Annotated in this window: 16 protein-coding genes; 8 read left to right on the forward strand and 8 right to left on the reverse strand. The window is 69.7% G+C overall.

Annotated elements, in window-relative coordinates; all coding sequences use genetic code 11:
• Positions 1-290 precede the first annotated feature (290 nt).
• The 6 genes from ACFYY1_RS26705 to ACFYY1_RS26730 all read left to right on the forward strand — a co-directional run bounded on the left by ACFYY1_RS26705 (position 291) and on the right by ACFYY1_RS26730 (position 5,312).
• On the forward strand, positions 291-827 hold the full coding sequence (locus ACFYY1_RS26705) for a hypothetical protein (RefSeq protein ID WP_388590138.1): 537 nt from the start codon (positions 291-293) through the stop codon (positions 825-827).
• Positions 828-954: 127 nt separating this feature from the next.
• Entirely contained in the window at positions 955-1,248 is a 294-nt protein-coding gene (locus ACFYY1_RS26710) for an ArsR/SmtB family transcription factor (protein ID WP_388590140.1), read from the forward strand.
• Positions 1,245-1,631 (forward strand): VOC family protein, encoded by a 387-nt coding sequence (locus ACFYY1_RS26715; RefSeq protein WP_388590143.1) that lies wholly within the window; start codon positions 1,245-1,247, stop codon positions 1,629-1,631. The genes ACFYY1_RS26710 and ACFYY1_RS26715 overlap by 4 nt, the downstream gene beginning before the upstream one ends.
• A 178-nt stretch (positions 1,632-1,809) precedes the next feature.
• On the forward strand, positions 1,810-2,202 hold the full coding sequence (locus tag ACFYY1_RS26720; RefSeq protein ID WP_388590145.1) for an SAV_915 family protein: 393 nt from the start codon (positions 1,810-1,812) through the stop codon (positions 2,200-2,202).
• Positions 2,203-2,212: 10 nt separating this feature from the next.
• A complete protein-coding gene (lysA, locus tag ACFYY1_RS26725) occupies positions 2,213-3,589 on the forward strand; it encodes a diaminopimelate decarboxylase (RefSeq protein ID WP_388590148.1) in 1,377 nt (458 codons plus the stop codon).
• 133 nt (positions 3,590-3,722) lie between these two features.
• A complete protein-coding gene (locus tag ACFYY1_RS26730; RefSeq protein WP_388590151.1) occupies positions 3,723-5,312 on the forward strand; it encodes an oxidoreductase in 1,590 nt (529 codons plus the stop codon).
• A 33-nt stretch (positions 5,313-5,345) separates the two neighbouring features.
• Here ACFYY1_RS26730 and ACFYY1_RS26735 read toward each other — a convergent pair whose 3' ends face one another.
• The 3 genes from ACFYY1_RS26735 to ACFYY1_RS26745 form a co-directional block, all read right to left on the reverse strand.
• Positions 5,346-5,816: a hypothetical protein gene (locus ACFYY1_RS26735; protein ID WP_388590154.1), complete on the reverse strand. Its 471-nt coding sequence runs from the start codon at positions 5,814-5,816 to the stop codon at positions 5,346-5,348.
• A gap of 182 nt (positions 5,817-5,998) precedes the next feature.
• Positions 5,999-6,367: a hypothetical protein gene (locus ACFYY1_RS26740; RefSeq protein ID WP_388590155.1), complete on the reverse strand. Its 369-nt coding sequence runs from the start codon at positions 6,365-6,367 to the stop codon at positions 5,999-6,001.
• Positions 6,368-6,411: 44 nt separating this feature from the next.
• On the reverse strand, positions 6,412-6,978 hold the full coding sequence (locus ACFYY1_RS26745) for a helix-turn-helix domain-containing protein (protein ID WP_388590156.1): 567 nt from the start codon (positions 6,976-6,978) through the stop codon (positions 6,412-6,414).
• An 87-nt stretch (positions 6,979-7,065) separates the two neighbouring features.
• Between ACFYY1_RS26745 and ACFYY1_RS26750 the strand changes: the two genes are divergently transcribed.
• Positions 7,066-7,971: an alpha/beta fold hydrolase gene (locus ACFYY1_RS26750; protein ID WP_388590157.1), complete on the forward strand. Its 906-nt coding sequence runs from the start codon at positions 7,066-7,068 to the stop codon at positions 7,969-7,971.
• On the opposite strand, the gene ACFYY1_RS26755 is transcribed toward ACFYY1_RS26750, so the two are convergent.
• The 5 genes from ACFYY1_RS26755 to ACFYY1_RS26775 all read right to left on the reverse strand — a co-directional run bounded on the left by ACFYY1_RS26755 (position 7,949) and on the right by ACFYY1_RS26775 (position 13,898).
• The gene (locus tag ACFYY1_RS26755) at positions 7,949-9,049 is read right to left on the reverse strand and encodes an ABC transporter ATP-binding protein (RefSeq protein WP_388590158.1); all 1,101 of its coding nucleotides are present in this window, start codon (positions 9,047-9,049) and stop codon (positions 7,949-7,951) included. The genes ACFYY1_RS26750 and ACFYY1_RS26755 overlap by 23 nt on opposite strands.
• Positions 9,046-10,059, reverse strand: a complete 1,014-nt coding sequence (locus ACFYY1_RS26760) for an ABC transporter ATP-binding protein (RefSeq protein ID WP_388590159.1) — start codon at positions 10,057-10,059, stop codon at positions 9,046-9,048. Before ACFYY1_RS26760 ends, ACFYY1_RS26755 begins: the two co-directional genes overlap by 4 nt.
• Complete coding sequence (locus tag ACFYY1_RS26765) at positions 10,059-11,060, reverse strand: ABC transporter permease (RefSeq protein ID WP_388590161.1); 1,002 nt, start codon at positions 11,058-11,060, stop codon at positions 10,059-10,061. Before ACFYY1_RS26765 ends, ACFYY1_RS26760 begins: the two co-directional genes overlap by 1 nt.
• A 66-nt stretch (positions 11,061-11,126) precedes the next feature.
• On the reverse strand, positions 11,127-12,845 hold the full coding sequence (locus ACFYY1_RS26770; protein ID WP_388590163.1) for an ABC transporter substrate-binding protein: 1,719 nt from the start codon (positions 12,843-12,845) through the stop codon (positions 11,127-11,129).
• A gap of 45 nt (positions 12,846-12,890) precedes the next feature.
• The gene (locus ACFYY1_RS26775) at positions 12,891-13,898 is read right to left on the reverse strand and encodes an ABC transporter permease (RefSeq protein WP_388590448.1); all 1,008 of its coding nucleotides are present in this window, start codon (positions 13,896-13,898) and stop codon (positions 12,891-12,893) included.
• A 344-nt stretch (positions 13,899-14,242) separates the two neighbouring features.
• Here ACFYY1_RS26775 and ACFYY1_RS26780 point away from each other — a divergent pair, with 344 nt between their 5' ends.
• Entirely contained in the window at positions 14,243-15,712 is a 1,470-nt protein-coding gene (locus tag ACFYY1_RS26780; RefSeq protein WP_388590165.1) for a chlorohydrolase family protein, read from the forward strand.
• The last annotated feature ends 2 nt before the right edge of the window (positions 15,713-15,714 follow it).

The following is a 15,714-nucleotide window of genomic DNA, read 5'->3' on the forward strand; positions in this document are numbered from 1 at the left end:
ACGACGAAGCAATCGCCTTCCCGCAGCCGTCACCCGAACTCGCTGCAGCAGCGGCTTGACGCTTATCGGCGTGGGATGTCTTGTCGCCCCGCACCGCATCAGGAGTCGTTCTGGGGCGGCCCGTCTTTCTTGGCACCCGTAACCGGGTCAGGGCCTGCGTGAAAGCGGGGCGTGCCGGCCTGTCCGGGGCATGGCACCGTGTCCGGCACGCCTCCCGGCTCCCTGTGCGCAGTCGGGCTTCGCCACCGCCCCGGATCGCGTTGTCAGTGGGTGGGCCTAGGGTCACCACCATGGCCAACCGTTCTTATCTCTATTCAGCGGGTACGTTGCCGACTGCGGCGGCGAATCCGGAGAAGATCCGGTGCATCTCCGAGCACAACTGGAGTATTCCGCTGGCGCACAAACTGCTCGTCGGGCGTGGGACGAACATAGTCCCGTCCATGCTCTGGAACATGCGCATCGGCATCGCGGCGGACTTCGCGGGCGGCGCCGCCCTGCTGGGCGATCTCCTGCGCGTGGTCGGGCACGGGCTCGCGGACGACGGCGACTTCACCGAGTGCGCCGCCAGGACCACGGCACACCTGGACAAGCAGCGGGACACGTACTTCGTACTGGAGACGGGGGAGATGGTCGCGCTCGGCGACGACGATCCCGAGGAGGCCGTGCGGTACCTGGTCTCCCGCGACATCCCCGACGCCGTGGCCCGTGCCGAGGCGGCGATCGCCGGGGAGGACGACGCGTGGCTCGCGTCCCTCCGGGCCGATTGGCAGAACCACTTCGCCTCCTTCTACAGCGAGGCGCTCTACTTCTCGTTCCCCGACGAGTAGAGGTGGCACACATCGAGGACAACCGGCCGGGTGGTGCCCGGCTCGTCGTCCTGCGGTCGGTCGGAGGGCGTAGGGGGCTGAGGCCCCCGCTTGATAGGCAAGTCGATGCTTGCCTACGGTGTGGGGTGTGGCGGATGATGTTTTCAAGGCGCTGGCCGACCCGACGCGTCGGCGCATCCTTGACGAGCTGGTGGAACGGGACGGCCAGACCCTGTTCGAGATATGCACACGGCTGGTGACCAAGCACGGTCTGGGGCTGTCCCGCCAGGCGATCAGCCAGCATCTGGCCGTGCTGGAGTCCGCGGGCCTGGTCCGTACGCGGCGCCAGGGCCGCTACAAGTTCCACGACCTGAACACCCGACCCCTTGAGCGCATCGTGACCCGGTGGCTCAGGCCCGGCGATCCGGAGAGCACCCCATGAGGATCCACCTGTCCAGTGTCTTCGTCGACGACCAGGACAAGGCCCTGCGCTTCTATACGGACGTGCTGGGCTTCGTGAAGAAGACCGAGGTCCCCCTGGGCAAGGACCGGTGGCTGACCGTGGTCTCGCCCGAGGACCCCGACGGCACCGAACTGCTGCTGGAGCCCGACGGCCATCCCGCGGTGCAGCCGTACAAGACGGCGCTGGTCCAGGACGGCATCCCGGCCGCGTCCTTCGCCGTGGACGACGTGACCGCGGAGTTCGACCGGCTGCGCGGGCTCGGGGTGCGCTTCACCCAGGACCCGCTGGAGATGGGCCAGGTCACCACCGCCGTGCTGGACGACACCTGCGGCAACCTGATCCAGATCGTGCACAGCAGGTAGGACCGGGGCGGATGTACGGGCGGGTGGCTGTCGTCAACCGCGCGTCAAGGGTCGGACCTGCGGGATCAAGGGACCGCTAACGGAGACGTCCGGCCCCGCAGGAGCGGGCATAGCGTCGTTGCATGCCCCGGATCGCCAGTGGTCCGGGGGCGATGTACCCGTCTCCACGAGGAGTGCCATGAACGACAGCCGGCCTGCCGAGGACCCCGACCCCCTTCGACCGAGCCGGACCGGAGCATTGTTCGTTCCGGTCCGGCCGGGGCCCGCGGGCCACTGCGCCCGCCTCTTCCGTACGCCCCTCGGTGTACGCACCGCCGTCGCCTTCACCGATGACCGGCAGCTGACCCGCGCCCTCGGGCGACGCCAGCCCTGGATCCGCCTCTCCGAGCCGGCGGTGCGTGCCCTGGTCGCGCCCCTGGGGGTCGTCGACCTCGTCGTCGATCCACTGTTCGCCGTCCCGGGGCCCGATGCCGCCGCCCCTGTTGTGAAGCGCCCCCGCCGTACGGCCGCCGCGCCACAACGCGACCTGCCGGCGGCAGCCGTCCCCTGCGGCAACCTCCTGATCGGCTGAGGGGAACACCATGACCACAACAATGCCCGGACTGCCGGCTCCGTCTCCGGCCCCTTCTCCGGCTTCGGTCCCGTCCAGGGCACCGGCCGCCGCGGGACTGTCCGTCTGGCCCGCGTCGGCGCGGCTCACCTCCCATGGTGATGTCGCGGTGGGAGGCGTCTCGCTCGTCGAGGCGGCCGAGCGGTTCGGCACACCCGTGTACCTCCTCGACGAGGGCGAAGTACGCGAACGTTGCCGCACCTATCTGCGCTCCTTCCCGGACACCGACGTCGTCTACGCGGCCAAGGCATTCCTCTGCCGCGCCCTGCTGTACTGGGTGCGCGAGGAGGGCCTCGGTCTGGACGTCTGCTCCGCGGGCGAGCTGGAGTTCGCCGTGACCGCCGGCTTCCCGCCCGAGCGCATCGTGCTGCACGGCAACGCCAAGAGCCCGGAGGACCTGGACACCGCGCTGCGCCTGGGCGTCGGACGGATCGTCATCGACAGCGCGTGGGAGATCGCCCGACTGTCCGCGCTCATCCCGGACGGCGCCCGTCAGAAGGTGCTGGTGCGCGTGGTTCCGGGGGTGAGCGCGGGCGGCCACACCGCGATCCGTACCGGCACGGACGACCAGAAGTTCGGGCTGTCGATCAACGACGGGAGTGCCGGGCACGCCGTCGCCCGGATTCTCGACCAGCCACGGCTCGAACTCGTGGGCCTGCACTGCCACATCGGTTCCCAGATCGCCACCGTCAAGCCCTACCTGACCGCGCTGCGACGCGTCGTCGGGCTGCTGGCCCAGATCCGCCACCAGCACGGAACGGTGCTGCCGGAACTGGACCTGGGCGGCGGACACGCCGTCGCCTACCGGCCCGGGGAGGCCGCGCTCGACATCCCGGCCCTCGGCACCCGCATCCGTCGCGAACTGGCCGCGAACTGCGCCGTGGCCGGCATCCCCGTACCCCGGCTCACCATCGAGCCCGGCCGTGCGCTGGTCGGGCCCGCAGGCGTCGCGCTGTACCGGGTGCTCGCGGTGAAGAGGACCGGCGGTCGCACGTTCGTGGCCGTGGACGGCGGAATGAGCGACAACCCACGGCCCGCGCTGTACGGCGTGCGTTACGCACCCCGGCTCGTCGGGCGACGCTCGACGGCCGGGCCCTGCACCGCGACCGTCGTCGGCCGGCACTGCGAGGCGGGCGATGTGCTCGCCGCCGATGTGACCATGCCCGGCGACATCCGCCCCGGGGACCTGGTGGCCGTTCCGGTCGCGGGCGCGTACCACCTCTCCATGGCATCCAGTTACAACGCGGTCGGCCGCCCGCCGGTGGTCGCCGTCACGGACGGCCGCGCACGGCTGCTGGTCCGCCGTGAATCCCTCGCCGACATCAACGGCCGCGACATCGGTCTGTGAGCCGTTGTCATGTCCCGGGCGAGGCTCGGAGCCTGCTGGTGACCGGCGCGCCGTCGAGATCCGATCCCCACCCGGATGCGGACCCTCGGCAGGGCCTGTACGGGACCCGTCCGCACTGGAATGATCACCGATCATGCGTCTCGAAGAACTCGATGCCGGTGAACGCCAGTTGTGGGATTCCTATGCGCAGGGTCGGCCTGTCGATGTCCGTCATGACTCCGCGGAGGTTGTCCGGCCGACCGTACGAGCCGAGTGCATCATGGCCCTGCTCCTCGGTGCCGGCCCCGAGCCCGCCCCCGGTGAGCGCCCCGCGCTGCGGCTGAGCGGCGCGTCCGTCACGGGCAGGCTGGACCTGCAGTTCGCCGAGATCTCCGCACCCGTCGTCCTGACGGACTGTCACTTCGACGAAGCGCCTCTCCTGCGGGGCGCCAGGTTCCGTGAACTTGCCCTCACAGGTTGCGTACTGCCCGGTCTGACCGCCGACATGGCCCAGGTCGACGGGCGGCTCGTGCTGTCGCACTGCCACCTGAGCGGGCCTCTCGCACTCACCCGTGCCCAGATCCACAGCGACCTGGACCTGAGCCACACCGTGATCACCGCCCCCGGCGGCGAGGCGATATCCGCCGTACGCCTGAGCACGGGTGGGGACCTGTTGTGCACCGACCTGGCCGTCCAGGGAGGCTTCCGCCTCTCGGCGGCCTCGATATCCGGCGAGTTCGATCTGGAAGGCGCCCACCTGAGCAACCCCGGCCTGGACGCCCTCGACGCCTATCACATCCAGATCGCCGAGGACTTCACCTTCCACCCCGGCTTCAGCGCCGAGGGGCGCATCATCCTGTCGGGCGCCAGTGTGGCGGCGGCGATCGGTTTCTGCGGCGCGCGGCTGAAGAACCCCGGCGACATCGCGCTCGAAGCCGTCGACGTCACCGTCAGCCGCAACTTCGACCTCGGTGCGGGTCTCACCGTCAGCGGCGGCATCAAGCTCGACGGCAGCCGCGTCGGCACCCGGCTCAGCTTCCACGACGCCACCCTGACCCATCCCACCGGGACCGCCCTGTCCCTGCGCCTGGTCCAGACACGAGAGACCGATCTGCGCACCCGGCAGCCGATCCACGGCATCGTCGACGCCGGCAACGCCCAACTGGGCACTCTCTACGACGCGCCCGGCACCTGGCCCGCACGTCTTCGGCTGTCCGAGACCGCGTACGACGCCCTCGCCGCCCCGCTCACCGCCCTCGAACGGCTCGAATGGGTCCGGCGCAGCACCGACGGCTACCTTCCGCAGCCCTACGAACAGCTCGCAGCCACCTACCGGCGCCTCGGCCACGAAGACGAAGCCCGTACGGTGCTCCTCGCCAAGCAACGTCACCGCCGTGCCGGACTCCCCGCGCACACCCGCGTCTGGGGTTACGTCCAGGATGCCACCGTCGGCTACGGCTACCGGCCCGCTCGCGCCGCCCTCTGGCTCCTGGCGCTGCTCGCACTGGGCACGTCCTTCTTCGCGACGCATCCCCCCGCCCCGCTCGAAGCGGCAAAGGCCCCTCCGTTCAGCCCGGTGTTCTACGTGCTCGACCTCCTGATCCCCATCATCGGCTTCGGCCAGAAGGCTGCCTTCGCACCGCAGGGCGGCGGCCAGTGGCTCGCCTACGGACTGACCGTCGCAGGATGGGTCCTGGCCACGACGGTGACCGCCGGGGTCTCCAGGGCGATCAGCCGCCAATGATGGATGGAGGAACCCCTACCGGGTTGTCCGGGGTCAAGCGGAGGCGAGGCTCGCGCGTGCTGCGCTCATGAAGGCCGTCTTCTGTTCCTCGAGGTGTTCGTTGACCTCGACATCGCCGATCTCCCGCCACACTGCCTGGTTGAGTGCTCGACCATAGCTGTGCACAGGGGCGTGGAGGCGGGCGCTGCCGACCAGAACGAGGTGCCGCTCGGCGATCCAGAGCCTCGTCATGGCCGCCGAAGCAGCGGCCGTCCAGTCATCGTCATCGCCCCACGCCTCGGGACGTCTGTAGGCCGCTCGTTCAGCATCCTGTGCGCAGGTGATGAAGTCCTTGATCGCCTGCAGCCGCTCGGTCCGGCGCGCCTCGCTGGTGGCCGATGCCTGGCGGCGTTGCTCCAACCGTTCGGCGGAGCGCTGAGTGGCGCGCTGGGAGAGCGCCGTCAGGCCGCCGCCGAGGGCGACGCCTACGAGTGAAAACAGCGGTGCCCACACTTCCGTCGCCACGCGGCGTCCCCCTACGACAAGTCCTTGCGCATCAGCGTGCACATGGTCTCGTACCCGAAGCGTGTCGCAGAAGGCCGGGGCCGGGCAGGGTGAGCCACTGTTGCGACGAGGCCACCGTCACCATCGCCGTCATCGATGAGTGGATGTGACGGTTGCGGCGCGGACATCGCGCCGTCCGAGGTTCATCGCACTGGTTCCACGGGTGGCCACGGAGCCCAGGGAAGTGCTTCACGCCAGCCCGGCCGGCCGCGGGCCCAGTCCCGAAGCACTTCAGCAACAGGTTCCACGGCGAACACCTCGTGTGCGCGCGGCACATGGGCGTGGAAGTGCCGGTCCGAGCCGCCGTCGCGGTATTCGACCTGGTAGCTGAGGTCGTCGTTGAGATGGACCTGCATGTAGTGCTGGCCTGCCGGTTCGAGGCCGAGTCGATGAACCATGACAAACCGCCAGGTCAAGCTCATGTCGGCCAGCAGATCGTGCAGCTGGTCGTCGGACGGGTCGTCCCACGACGTCCCGTCCCACTCGATCGCCCGCAGTACCGGTGTCGCCATGAGGGCGACTCTACTGGCCGACCGTAGTGCGGACATCAGCAGGTTCAAGGAGACGGGCTCTGGTCCTCGCCGCCGGCCGCGGGTGGTTCCTCGGCGGGGAACAGGATCGGGCTGATCAGGTAGCGAGTGCGCTCAGGCGAGGGCTCATTGGTGATACGGCGCACCAGAGCGTCGCGCATCTCGTCGATCAGCGCGGTGAGTTCGTCCCGGCTGAGCCACATCGCGTGCTGGCGGTAACCCACCAGGTCGGCGGCGGGAGCGGCCCCGGGCCGGTCGAGGTAGGTGTTGAACTCGGCCAGCAGGGTCACCATCGCCACGGCGAACGCCCGCCGGTGGTCCTCAAGAGGAACCGAAGCAGCGGCGTCGGCGTCGATCACGGCCCGCTCACGCCGCAGCCGGTAGCGGCGCTCGACGGCGCCGCGCACCCGCTGCTCGCCTTCGATGTCCAGCAGGCCGCCGTCGGCCAGCAGGCCCACATGCCGGTACACGGTGGCCTTCGACACGTCGGGCAACAGCGCGCACAACTGCGAGGTGGTCAGTGTCCGGCCGCCGGACATGGCGTGCACGACGCGCAGTCGTACGGGGTGCAGGAGCAGGTCGACCGTATCCATGGGCACACGGTCTCACGGCTGATACCGTTCTCATACTTGAGAATAAAGGTCACCGGCCCATCGCACCCGCTTGCAGAGGAACACCCCATGACCCGCACACCACCTCCCCTTGGCCGCCTGCACGACATCGGCGGCGACCGGCACCTGATGCTGCACCGCTCCGGCGCGGGCGGTCCGACCGCGGTATTCCTGGCGGGGGTGGGGCTGATGAGCCTGGACTACCTGAACATCCACCATCGCGTCGCCGAGTTGACCACGAGTGTCCTCTACGACCGCGGGGGCAACGGCTGGAGCTACCCCGCCGAACTGCCCCGCACAGCGTCGGAAGTCACCGACGAACTGCGCGAACTGCTCCGTACCGCCGGCATTCCCGGCCCCTACCTGCTGATCGGCCACTCCCTGGGCGGGGCCTACGCGCGCCACTACGCCAGACGTTTCCCCGACGAGGTGGCAGGGCTGCTCCTGCTCGACCCCTTCCACGAGGACTTGGCGGACCGCGCTCCCCGGCAGGTGCGGGAGCAGCTCGACGAGATGCTGGAACAGATGGGGAGCCACGAGGCGGCCGACCCCACGCCGGAACAGCTGGAGCAGTCCCGCGCCCAGATGATCCAGCACTTCGCCACCTGGCCGGAGCCGGTGCGCGAGCCCCTGGCCACGCACCACCTCGCCACCTGGCGGGCCGCCTCGCGCGAGAACCAGAACCTCTACGACAAGGTCGCCCAGGAGTTCCGGCAGGCCGCGGCCACCCCCGACGTGCCGCTCATCGTGCTCACGGCCATGGGGCACGACGCCACCCAGGCCCACTTGTGGCCCGCTGAAGTGCTGCGGGAGATCAACGAGAGCAAGCGCTCCCTGCACGCCGAGCTGGCCGCCGAGTCTTCGCAAGGAGAACAGAGGGTTCTCGACGACGCGGGGCACGGGTGGCTGCACGAGGAGCGGGCGGACGCGGTGGTCCAGGCGGTAGACGACCTCATCGCGAGGGCTTGTCGATGACCGCGCCACCCGCCTGCCGCACACCCTCGTCCGACTCCGTACGCCCTCCGTCGGATCGAAGGGACGAGACCTGTCGAGCCAGGGCCGCGGCGACGGCATCGGTGTGGTGGCAGGCGATGTCGCCACCGGGCACACGGTCCGTGCACAACTGCCGTTGTTCCGGGCCGAGAAGCGGATGCGCCGGGCACCGGGAGCGGAACACGCAGCCGCGCGGCGGGTCGGCCAAACTGGGCAGATCGCCGGACAGCCGGATCCGTCCGCTCCGGTCCGCCGTCGGATCCGGCTGCGGGACGGCCGACAGCAGCGCCCGGGTATAGGGATGCCGCGGGGTGTCGAAAACCCCGGCGGTGTCTCCGTGCTCCATGATCCGGCCCAGATACATCACCGCGATGCGGTCGGCGAAGTGGTCGACCACGGACAGGTCATGAGCGATGAAGAGGTACGCCACCCCGGTGTCCCGCTGGATGTCCTCCAGCAGATTGATCACCTGTGCCTGCACCGAGACGTCCAGGGCGGAAACCGGCTCGTCGCAGATGATCAGACGTGGGTCCAGGGCGAGGGCCCGGGCGATGCCCACGCGCTGCTTCTGGCCGCCGGAGAACTCGTGCGGGAAGCGGTTGTAGTGGTCGGGGCGCAGTCCGACCCGGTCCATCAGGTCCCGCACCTTGGCCTTGATCCCGCCGGCCGGTGTGATCCGCTGGGCCACCAACGGCGCGGCGATCGCACTGCCCACGGACTGGCGCGGATTGAGCGAGGAGGAGGGGTTCTGGAACACCATCTGCACCCGGCGCCGGTACTCCTGCAGTTCGGAGCGGCGCAGTTCGGCGATCTCCCGGCCCTCCAGCCGGATGCTCCCGGAAGTGGGCTCCAGCAGCCGCATCAGCAGCCGGCCGGTGGTCGACTTGCCGCAGCCGGACTCGCCCACCAGGCCGAGGGTCTGCCCGGCCCCGACCGAGAAGCTGACACCGTCGACGGCCTTGATCACGCCGCCGCCGGACCGGAAGGCACCGGACCGGAACGCGCCGGAACGGATCGGGAAGTGCTTGGTCAGATCGGTGACCTGCAGCAGCGGTGTCATCGGGTCGCCTCTCCGGCCGGTTGCGGGCTCTTCAGGTGGCACCGCGAAAGGTGCCCGTCGAGGCCGGTCAGGGCCGGCCGCCGGGTTCCGCAGGCTCCGTCCGGCACCAGGTGCGTCTTCGGGCAGCGGTCCGCGAACAGGCAGCCCTCGGGCAGCGCCAGCAGCGACGGCGGGAAGCCCGGGATCGGGCTGAGCCGCTCGGAGCGCCGCGCCAGCGACGGCATGGAGGTCAGCAGCCCCTGGGTGTAGGGGTGTCGTGGTTCGCGGAACAGGTCGGTCACGGTCGCCCGCTCCACGCACTGACCGCCGTACATCACCACGACCTGGTGACACACCTCGGCGACCACACCGAGGTCATGGGTCACCAGGATCACCGAGGCCCCGGTCTCGGCCTGCAACTCGCCCAGCAGATCGAGGATCTGGGCCTGCACCGTGACATCCAGCGCGGTGGTGGGCTCGTCGGCGATCAGGAGCTCGGGTTCGCAGACCAGCGCCATGGCGATCATCGCGCGTTGCCGCATGCCGCCGGAGAACTCGTGCGGGTACGCCGAGTACCGGCGCGCCGGATCGGGAATCCCCACCCGGCCGAGCATGTCGACGGCGACCGCCGCCGCGGCCTTCCTGGACACGTGGTTGTGCACCCGGTAGGCCTCGGCGATCTGTGCTCCGACCGGGTAGAAGGGGTGCATCGCCGAAAGCGGGTCCTGGAAGATCATCGCGATCCGCTTGCCGCGATAGGCACGCATCCGTGCCTCGTCGAGCGCGTTGAGGTCCTGTCCGTCCAGCAGGATCTGCCCGGTGACGGTGGCCGAGGTGCCCTTGAGCAGCCCCATCAGGGCCTGACTCGTGACGGTCTTCCCGGACCCGGATTCGCCGACGACACCGACGGTCTCCCCGCGCGCCAGCGTCAGGTCCATTCCGTTGACCGCGTGCACCACGCCGTCGTCGGTCGGGAAGCTCACCCGCAGATCGCGGACGGCCAGCAGGGGAGCCGGCTCGGGCGTGGTCATCAGGCCATCCTCACTCGCGGGTCGATCACCGCGTAGGCGATGTCGACCAGGACGTTCGCGACGATGATGAAGAACGCGGCCATCATGGTGATGGCCATGGTGACCGGCAGGTCGCCGGCCTGTGCCGCGTGCACCGCGGTGAATCCGACACCCGGCACCGAGAAGATCTGCTCGGTGAGCACGGCGCCGCCCAGCAGTCCGCCGATGTCGAGGCCCAGCATGGTGACCACCGGGGTGATCCCGGCCCGCGTCCCGTGCTTGAACACGATGCTCCGCCGGGACAGGCCCTTCGAGCGGGCGGTCCGCATGAAGTCCTCGCCGAAGGTCTCCAGCATGTTGCTGCGGGTGACCCGGATGTACTGGGCGCTGAACAGCACGGCCAGCGCCACCCAGGGCAGCAGGTAGTTGAGGAGCCAGCCACCCGGCCCCGCGGCGCCGAACGGCGAGGCGATTTCGTTGGTGGTGAAGGGCAGTACGTCCAGTGTGCTGACGAACAGCAGCAGCAACAGCAGCCCGGTCACCGGAATGGGCAGCGACACCCCGACCGAGGCGGCGCCGACGATCAGCTTGTCGGTGAGCCGGCCCTTGCGCAGGGCCGCCAGCAGACCGAGCCCGACGCCGGCGACGGTCCACAGCACGATCGCGCCGCTGGCCACCGACAGCGTGTAGGGCAGGGCCCGCCCGATGATCGCGGTGACGTCCTCGTTGGTCTGGAACGACTTGCCCAGACAGGGCCACGAGCACAGGGTCTCGGCACCGGGCGCGCCGACCGGGTGGCTGCCCACGAGCCCGGACATGTAGGTGACGTACTGGGTGAGGAACGGCTTGTCCATCCCGAGGGCGACGCGGGCCTCGGCGATGCGCTGCGGAGTGCACTCCTGACCGCAGGCCGCCCCGGCCGGGTCCGCCGGACCGAGCTGGAACAGGGTGAACGTCGCGAAGCTGATCACGATCAGCAGCACGCTCATCGCGGCGATCCGCCGCAACAGGAAACCGGTCATGGGCGTGGCCCGCCGACTCGGGATGGACTCACCGTTGTACCTCTCTCGCCTGCTGTCGCGTCGCCGTCAGTGCTCTACGCCGACGACCGACAGGTCGATGGCGCCGAAGAAGTACCCCACCTGCGCGTTGCGGACCTTGGAGCCGACCACGCTGCTGGTGTAGCTGCGCACCAGCGGAACGAGCGGGTACTCCTGCATGGCCCGGTCGAAGAGGGCGGCCCACTTCTTGCCCAGTTCCTCACTGGTCCCGTTGGTGCCGCGGAGCCGGTACATGGCGCCGGAGATCTCCGGGTCGTGGTAGCGCGGGATGTTGGAGAAGCCGTACGTCCTGCCGTCCAGGCTCGGGCCCAGGTTGGGGTCGATGGTGGTGCGTACCGAGCCGCTGTCCGCGCCGCCGCACCAGCCGCTGCGGGCGATGTCCGGCATCTGGTCACCGGCCAGCACCGTGTAGTAGTTGGCGGCCGGAATCGGGCGCAGCTGCAGGTCGATGCCGAGCGCCTTGAGGTTCTGCTGGAGTACGGTGCCGACGTTCTTGTACCGGGCGTTGGTGTCGGCGTACCCGTACACGAGGGTCTTGGGGACCGTCTTGCCCCGGAGCACCTTCTTGGCCTCGGCGAGCTTCGGCTTGCCCGTGGGGTCCAGGTCGGTGTGCTGCTCGGTGTAGCCGCGCTGCGCCGGGTTGATGTAGGACTGGGCCAGCTTGCCGAACCGGCCGCCTCCGTACTGCAGTTGGATGGCGCTCCGGTCGATGGACAGCGCGATCGCCTTGCGGACCAGAGGGTCCTTGATGGTCTCGGTGTTGAGGTTCAGGACGTCCGTGCAGCCCAGCAGACCGGCCGCGGTGCGCGCCTTGACCTTGGGATCGTTGAGCTTGGCGGCGTCGGAGGCCTGCAGACCGCCGTTGCTGTCCAGGGTGATCGCGGTCGGGTCCGAGTCGGCGATCAGCTGCTGGCTGATGGTGGCCTGGGCGGTGGACAGGGTGAAGCTGAAGGTGTCCGGGCGGGCGGGCCGGTTCGGATCGGTGGCGGGGTCCCATTGGCTGTTGCGGACCAGTTTCATCGACCGGCCGCGGTCGTACGACGCGATCTTGTACGGGCCGGACGAGACCGGGTGGTTGGTGTAGTCGAGCCTGGTGTCCTTGCCCCGCGGTACCGGCGCCGTGTTCGAGCGCGAGACCAGGGCGGGGAACTCGGCGAACGGCTGCTTGAGGTGGAAGACGACGGTGCGGTCGTCCGGGGTGTCGATGCCCTTGAAGTCCCCACCGGCGTACGGGCCCTTGTAAGTGTCGTCGGCAAGCGCGGAGTTCAGTTCCTGCGGTGCCTGGGTGAAGACGTCGCGGGCGTAGGTGCGCTCGACGCCGTACTTGATGTCCTTGCTGGTGATCGGCGTGCCGTCCTCGAACTTCAGCCCCTTCTTCAGGGTGTAGGTCCAGGTGAGGCCGTCGGCGGAGGGCTTGCCCAGGTCGGTGGCGAGATCCGGCACGACGGTCGGCGGCCGGCCCGCGGTCTCCTTGGCCATCGTCAGGGTGCGGTAGTACAGCTGCCCCACATCGGCGGTCTGCACGTAGTTGCTGTTGCCGGGGTCCAGCGTCTGGAAGTCCGAGGACATCAGGACATTGACGTTCCCGCCCCTGGCGGTGTTCCCCTTCCCGATCGTGACCGGTGCGAAGGCGTCGGCCGGGCGGCCGGAGCCGGAGCCGGGGGCGGGCTTGGCACCGCCGCATGCGGTGAGGGCCAGCCCGGCGGTGACCGTCAGGGCCAGTCCCGCCACGGTGGTTCTCTTCACTGGAGTCTCCTTGCGAGTGCGTAAGGGGTGGTGCGGCAGGGCGGATCAGCCGCGGGACGACTTGGGGTCCAGCGCGTCGCGGACCGCGTCGCCGAGCAGGTTGAAGGCCAGCACGGTGATGACCAGCGCGCCGGCCGGGACGGCCAGGAACCACGGGTCGGACAGGTACCAGTTGCCTGCCTGGGCGGCGTTGAGCATCTGGCCCCAGGACGGAGTGGGGTCCTTGACCCCGACACCGAGGAACGAGAGGGCCGCCTCGGCGGTGATGTTGGTGGGGATCATCATCGTCGCGTAGACCAGCACGACGCCCATGACGTTGGGGATGATCTGCCGGAAGATGATGCTGCGGTGGGAGGCTCCGTACGCCTGGGCGGCCTCGACGAACTCCTGCTCGCGGATGGAGAGGACCTGGCCGCGCACCACCCGGGCGAGGTAGGCCCACCCGAAGAAGCCGAGGATGATCACCAGCGAGGCGATCGGCACCAGGCTGCCCGAGTCGAGGGCGGTGCCCCGCAGCCGGGACTGCAGGATCGGGGTCAGCGACAGCACCAGCAACAGGTGCGGGAAGGCCAGGAAAAGATCCATCACCCGGCTGATCACCATGTCGACCCTGCCGCCGAAGTAGCCGGCGGCGGCACCGAGTACGGTGCCCAGGACCACCGAGACCAGGGTGGACAGCAGCGCGATGGTCAGCGAGATCCTGGCACCGAAGGCCATCCGGGCGAAGATGTCACGGCCCAGGCCCGGTTCGAGGCCGAGCCAGTGCTCGCCGGACGGAAAGCGGTAGTACGGCAATGGCAGCCCCGGTGTGTAGAGGTCGTCCAGGAAGTCCGGGCCGATCCGGGGGGTGAACGGATCCGAGCCCTCGATGGAGACCAGCACCGGGGCCATGACCGCGAACAGCACCATCAGGACCACCACGGCCAACGCCGCGACGGCGATCCGGCTGCGCCGGATCCGGAGCCACGCGGTGCCCAGCAGCGACCGTGCGGTGGCGATCTCCGCCTCCGGTCCGCGTCCGGCCGGTACGGCTTCGGCGTCCGGTGGGGGCAGGGTGGCCACCGGCCCCTCAGTGGGCTCCGGCGCGCCGGCGCGAGGCAGTGGGACGGGTGGCTCTTGTGGATCCGGCACGTCGGTCCTTCGGTGCTCGGGGGTGCGAGTTGCCGAGACGGTATACCAAGGATCGTGATTTCTACTAGGGTTCGGCGACATCCGGGACAACCCGCGACCCGCGCCGTGCAGCACCTCGAATCTCCGTTGATCTGTGTGTTCTTGGGAGCGGTGCGAGCTGCGTGAGCGTTGTCCCGAAGGTCTGCCCGGTTCGTGACGCGTCGATCGTGCGCAGATCCCGGGCGGCCTGTTCTGCGATTTGGTGTACCAAACGTGAAAGGGAATCGATGAGGACCCTGGTCACCGCCTCCTGGGTGATAGCCCATGACGGACGCTCGCACGTGGAGATCCCGGACGGCGCCGTGCTGATCGACGGAGACACCGTCGTCGACGTGGGCGGCCGCGCCGAACTCGGCCGGCACCGGCCCGACGAACACATCGAGCTGGGTGACGCCGTGATCACCCCCGGCCTCATCGACCTGGACGCCCTCACCGACATCGACCACCTGATCCTCGACTCATGGGCGTCCCCGGAGCTTGCCGACGGCTTCACCTGGTCGGCCGGGTACTTCGCCGCGCCCCGCGCGGTGTTCGACGCCGCCCAGCGGCGCACGGTGCGCGAGTACGCGCTGGTGCAGCTCGCCCTGCACGGCATCACCAGCTACATGCCGATCGCCTCAGAGGTGCACAGCGACTGGGCGGAGACGTACGAGGACTTCGTGGCGACGGCCGAGGTCTCCACCCGGCTCGGGCTGCGCGCCTTCCTCGGGCCGTCGTTCCGTTCCGGGGTCAACGTGGTCGGCGACGACGGCAGGCGCACCGTGCTCTTCGACGAGGAGGCGGGCCGGCGCGGCCTGGCCGACGCGCTCCGGTTCCTGGACCGCACCGAGCGCCTCGGTGATCCCCTGGTGACCGGGGTGCTGCTCCCGTGCCGGATCGAAACCCTGACCCCGGACCTGCTCCGTGACATCGCCGAGGCCGCGCACCGACGAGACGCGCTGGTGCGCCTGCACGCACTCCAGGGCCAGTGGGAGCGGGACTTCGTCCAGCGCACCCACGGGGGCCGCACCCCGCTGCAACTCATCGCGGAATCCGGGCTGTTGTCCGACCGGCTGATCGTGCCGCACGGCGTGGTGCTGGACGTGCACCCCGACGTACTCGGTACCGACACCGGTGATGTGGCCGTACTGGCCGATTCCGGGGTCTCGATCGTGCACTGCCCGCTGACCAACGCCCGGTACGCCCACAACCTGCACACCTTCGCCGGCTACCGCGAGCAGGGGGTCAACCTGTGCCTGGGCACCGACTCCTTCCCGCCGGACCTGATCAGAGGCATCGACGTGGGCACCCAGATCGCCAAGCTCCAGGCCGGTGACCTGGGGCAGGGGCAGCTCACCGGCTACTTCGACGCGCTGTGGACCGGTGGGGCGACCGCCTTGCACCGCCCGGACCTCGGGCGACTGGCCCCGGGGGCCACCGCCGACCTGGCGGCGTTCGCCCTGGACGACTTCCGCATGGGCGTCACCGAGGACCCGCTGCGCACCCTCGTCCTCAACGGAACCGCCCGCGACGCGGTGCTGACCATGGTCGCGGGCAGGGTGGTCATGCGCGACGGAGCCGTCCCCGGCGTCGATCTCGCCGCGCTGCGGCGGGCCGGCCAGGAACTGTTCGACACGATGCGCGCGGCCTATCCGGAGCGCGACCACTGCCGCCGCCCCGTGGACGAACTGTTTCCGCCGGTGTTTCCGCGTGGGTAGGA

It is taken from the genome of Streptomyces sp. NPDC001890 (assembly GCF_042891445.1).
In the GTDB taxonomy this organism is placed as follows: Bacteria; Actinomycetota; Actinomycetes; order Streptomycetales; family Streptomycetaceae; genus Streptomyces.

Coding starts and splice junctions, on each gene's coding strand:
- ACFYY1_RS26740 (WP_388590155.1), bottom strand. CDS start 6,367: ATGGCGACACCGGTACTGCGGGCGATCGAGTGGGACGGGACGTCGTGG.
- ACFYY1_RS26730 (WP_388590151.1), top strand. CDS start 3,723: ATGCGTCTCGAAGAACTCGATGCCGGTGAACGCCAGTTGTGGGATTCC.
- ACFYY1_RS26715 (WP_388590143.1), top strand. CDS start 1,245: ATGAGGATCCACCTGTCCAGTGTCTTCGTCGACGACCAGGACAAGGCC.
- lysA (WP_388590148.1), top strand. CDS start 2,213: ATGACCACAACAATGCCCGGACTGCCGGCTCCGTCTCCGGCCCCTTCT.
- ACFYY1_RS26760 (WP_388590159.1), bottom strand. CDS start 10,059: ATGACCACGCCCGAGCCGGCTCCCCTGCTGGCCGTCCGCGATCTGCGG.
- ACFYY1_RS26720 (WP_388590145.1), top strand. CDS start 1,810: ATGAACGACAGCCGGCCTGCCGAGGACCCCGACCCCCTTCGACCGAGC.
- ACFYY1_RS26705 (WP_388590138.1), top strand. CDS start 291: ATGGCCAACCGTTCTTATCTCTATTCAGCGGGTACGTTGCCGACTGCG.
- ACFYY1_RS26745 (WP_388590156.1), bottom strand. CDS start 6,978: ATGGATACGGTCGACCTGCTCCTGCACCCCGTACGACTGCGCGTCGTG.
- ACFYY1_RS26750 (WP_388590157.1), top strand. CDS start 7,066: ATGACCCGCACACCACCTCCCCTTGGCCGCCTGCACGACATCGGCGGC.
- ACFYY1_RS26780 (WP_388590165.1), top strand. CDS start 14,243: ATGAGGACCCTGGTCACCGCCTCCTGGGTGATAGCCCATGACGGACGC.
- ACFYY1_RS26755 (WP_388590158.1), bottom strand. CDS start 9,049: ATGACACCGCTGCTGCAGGTCACCGATCTGACCAAGCACTTCCCGATC.
- ACFYY1_RS26765 (WP_388590161.1), bottom strand. CDS start 11,060: ATGACCGGTTTCCTGTTGCGGCGGATCGCCGCGATGAGCGTGCTGCTG.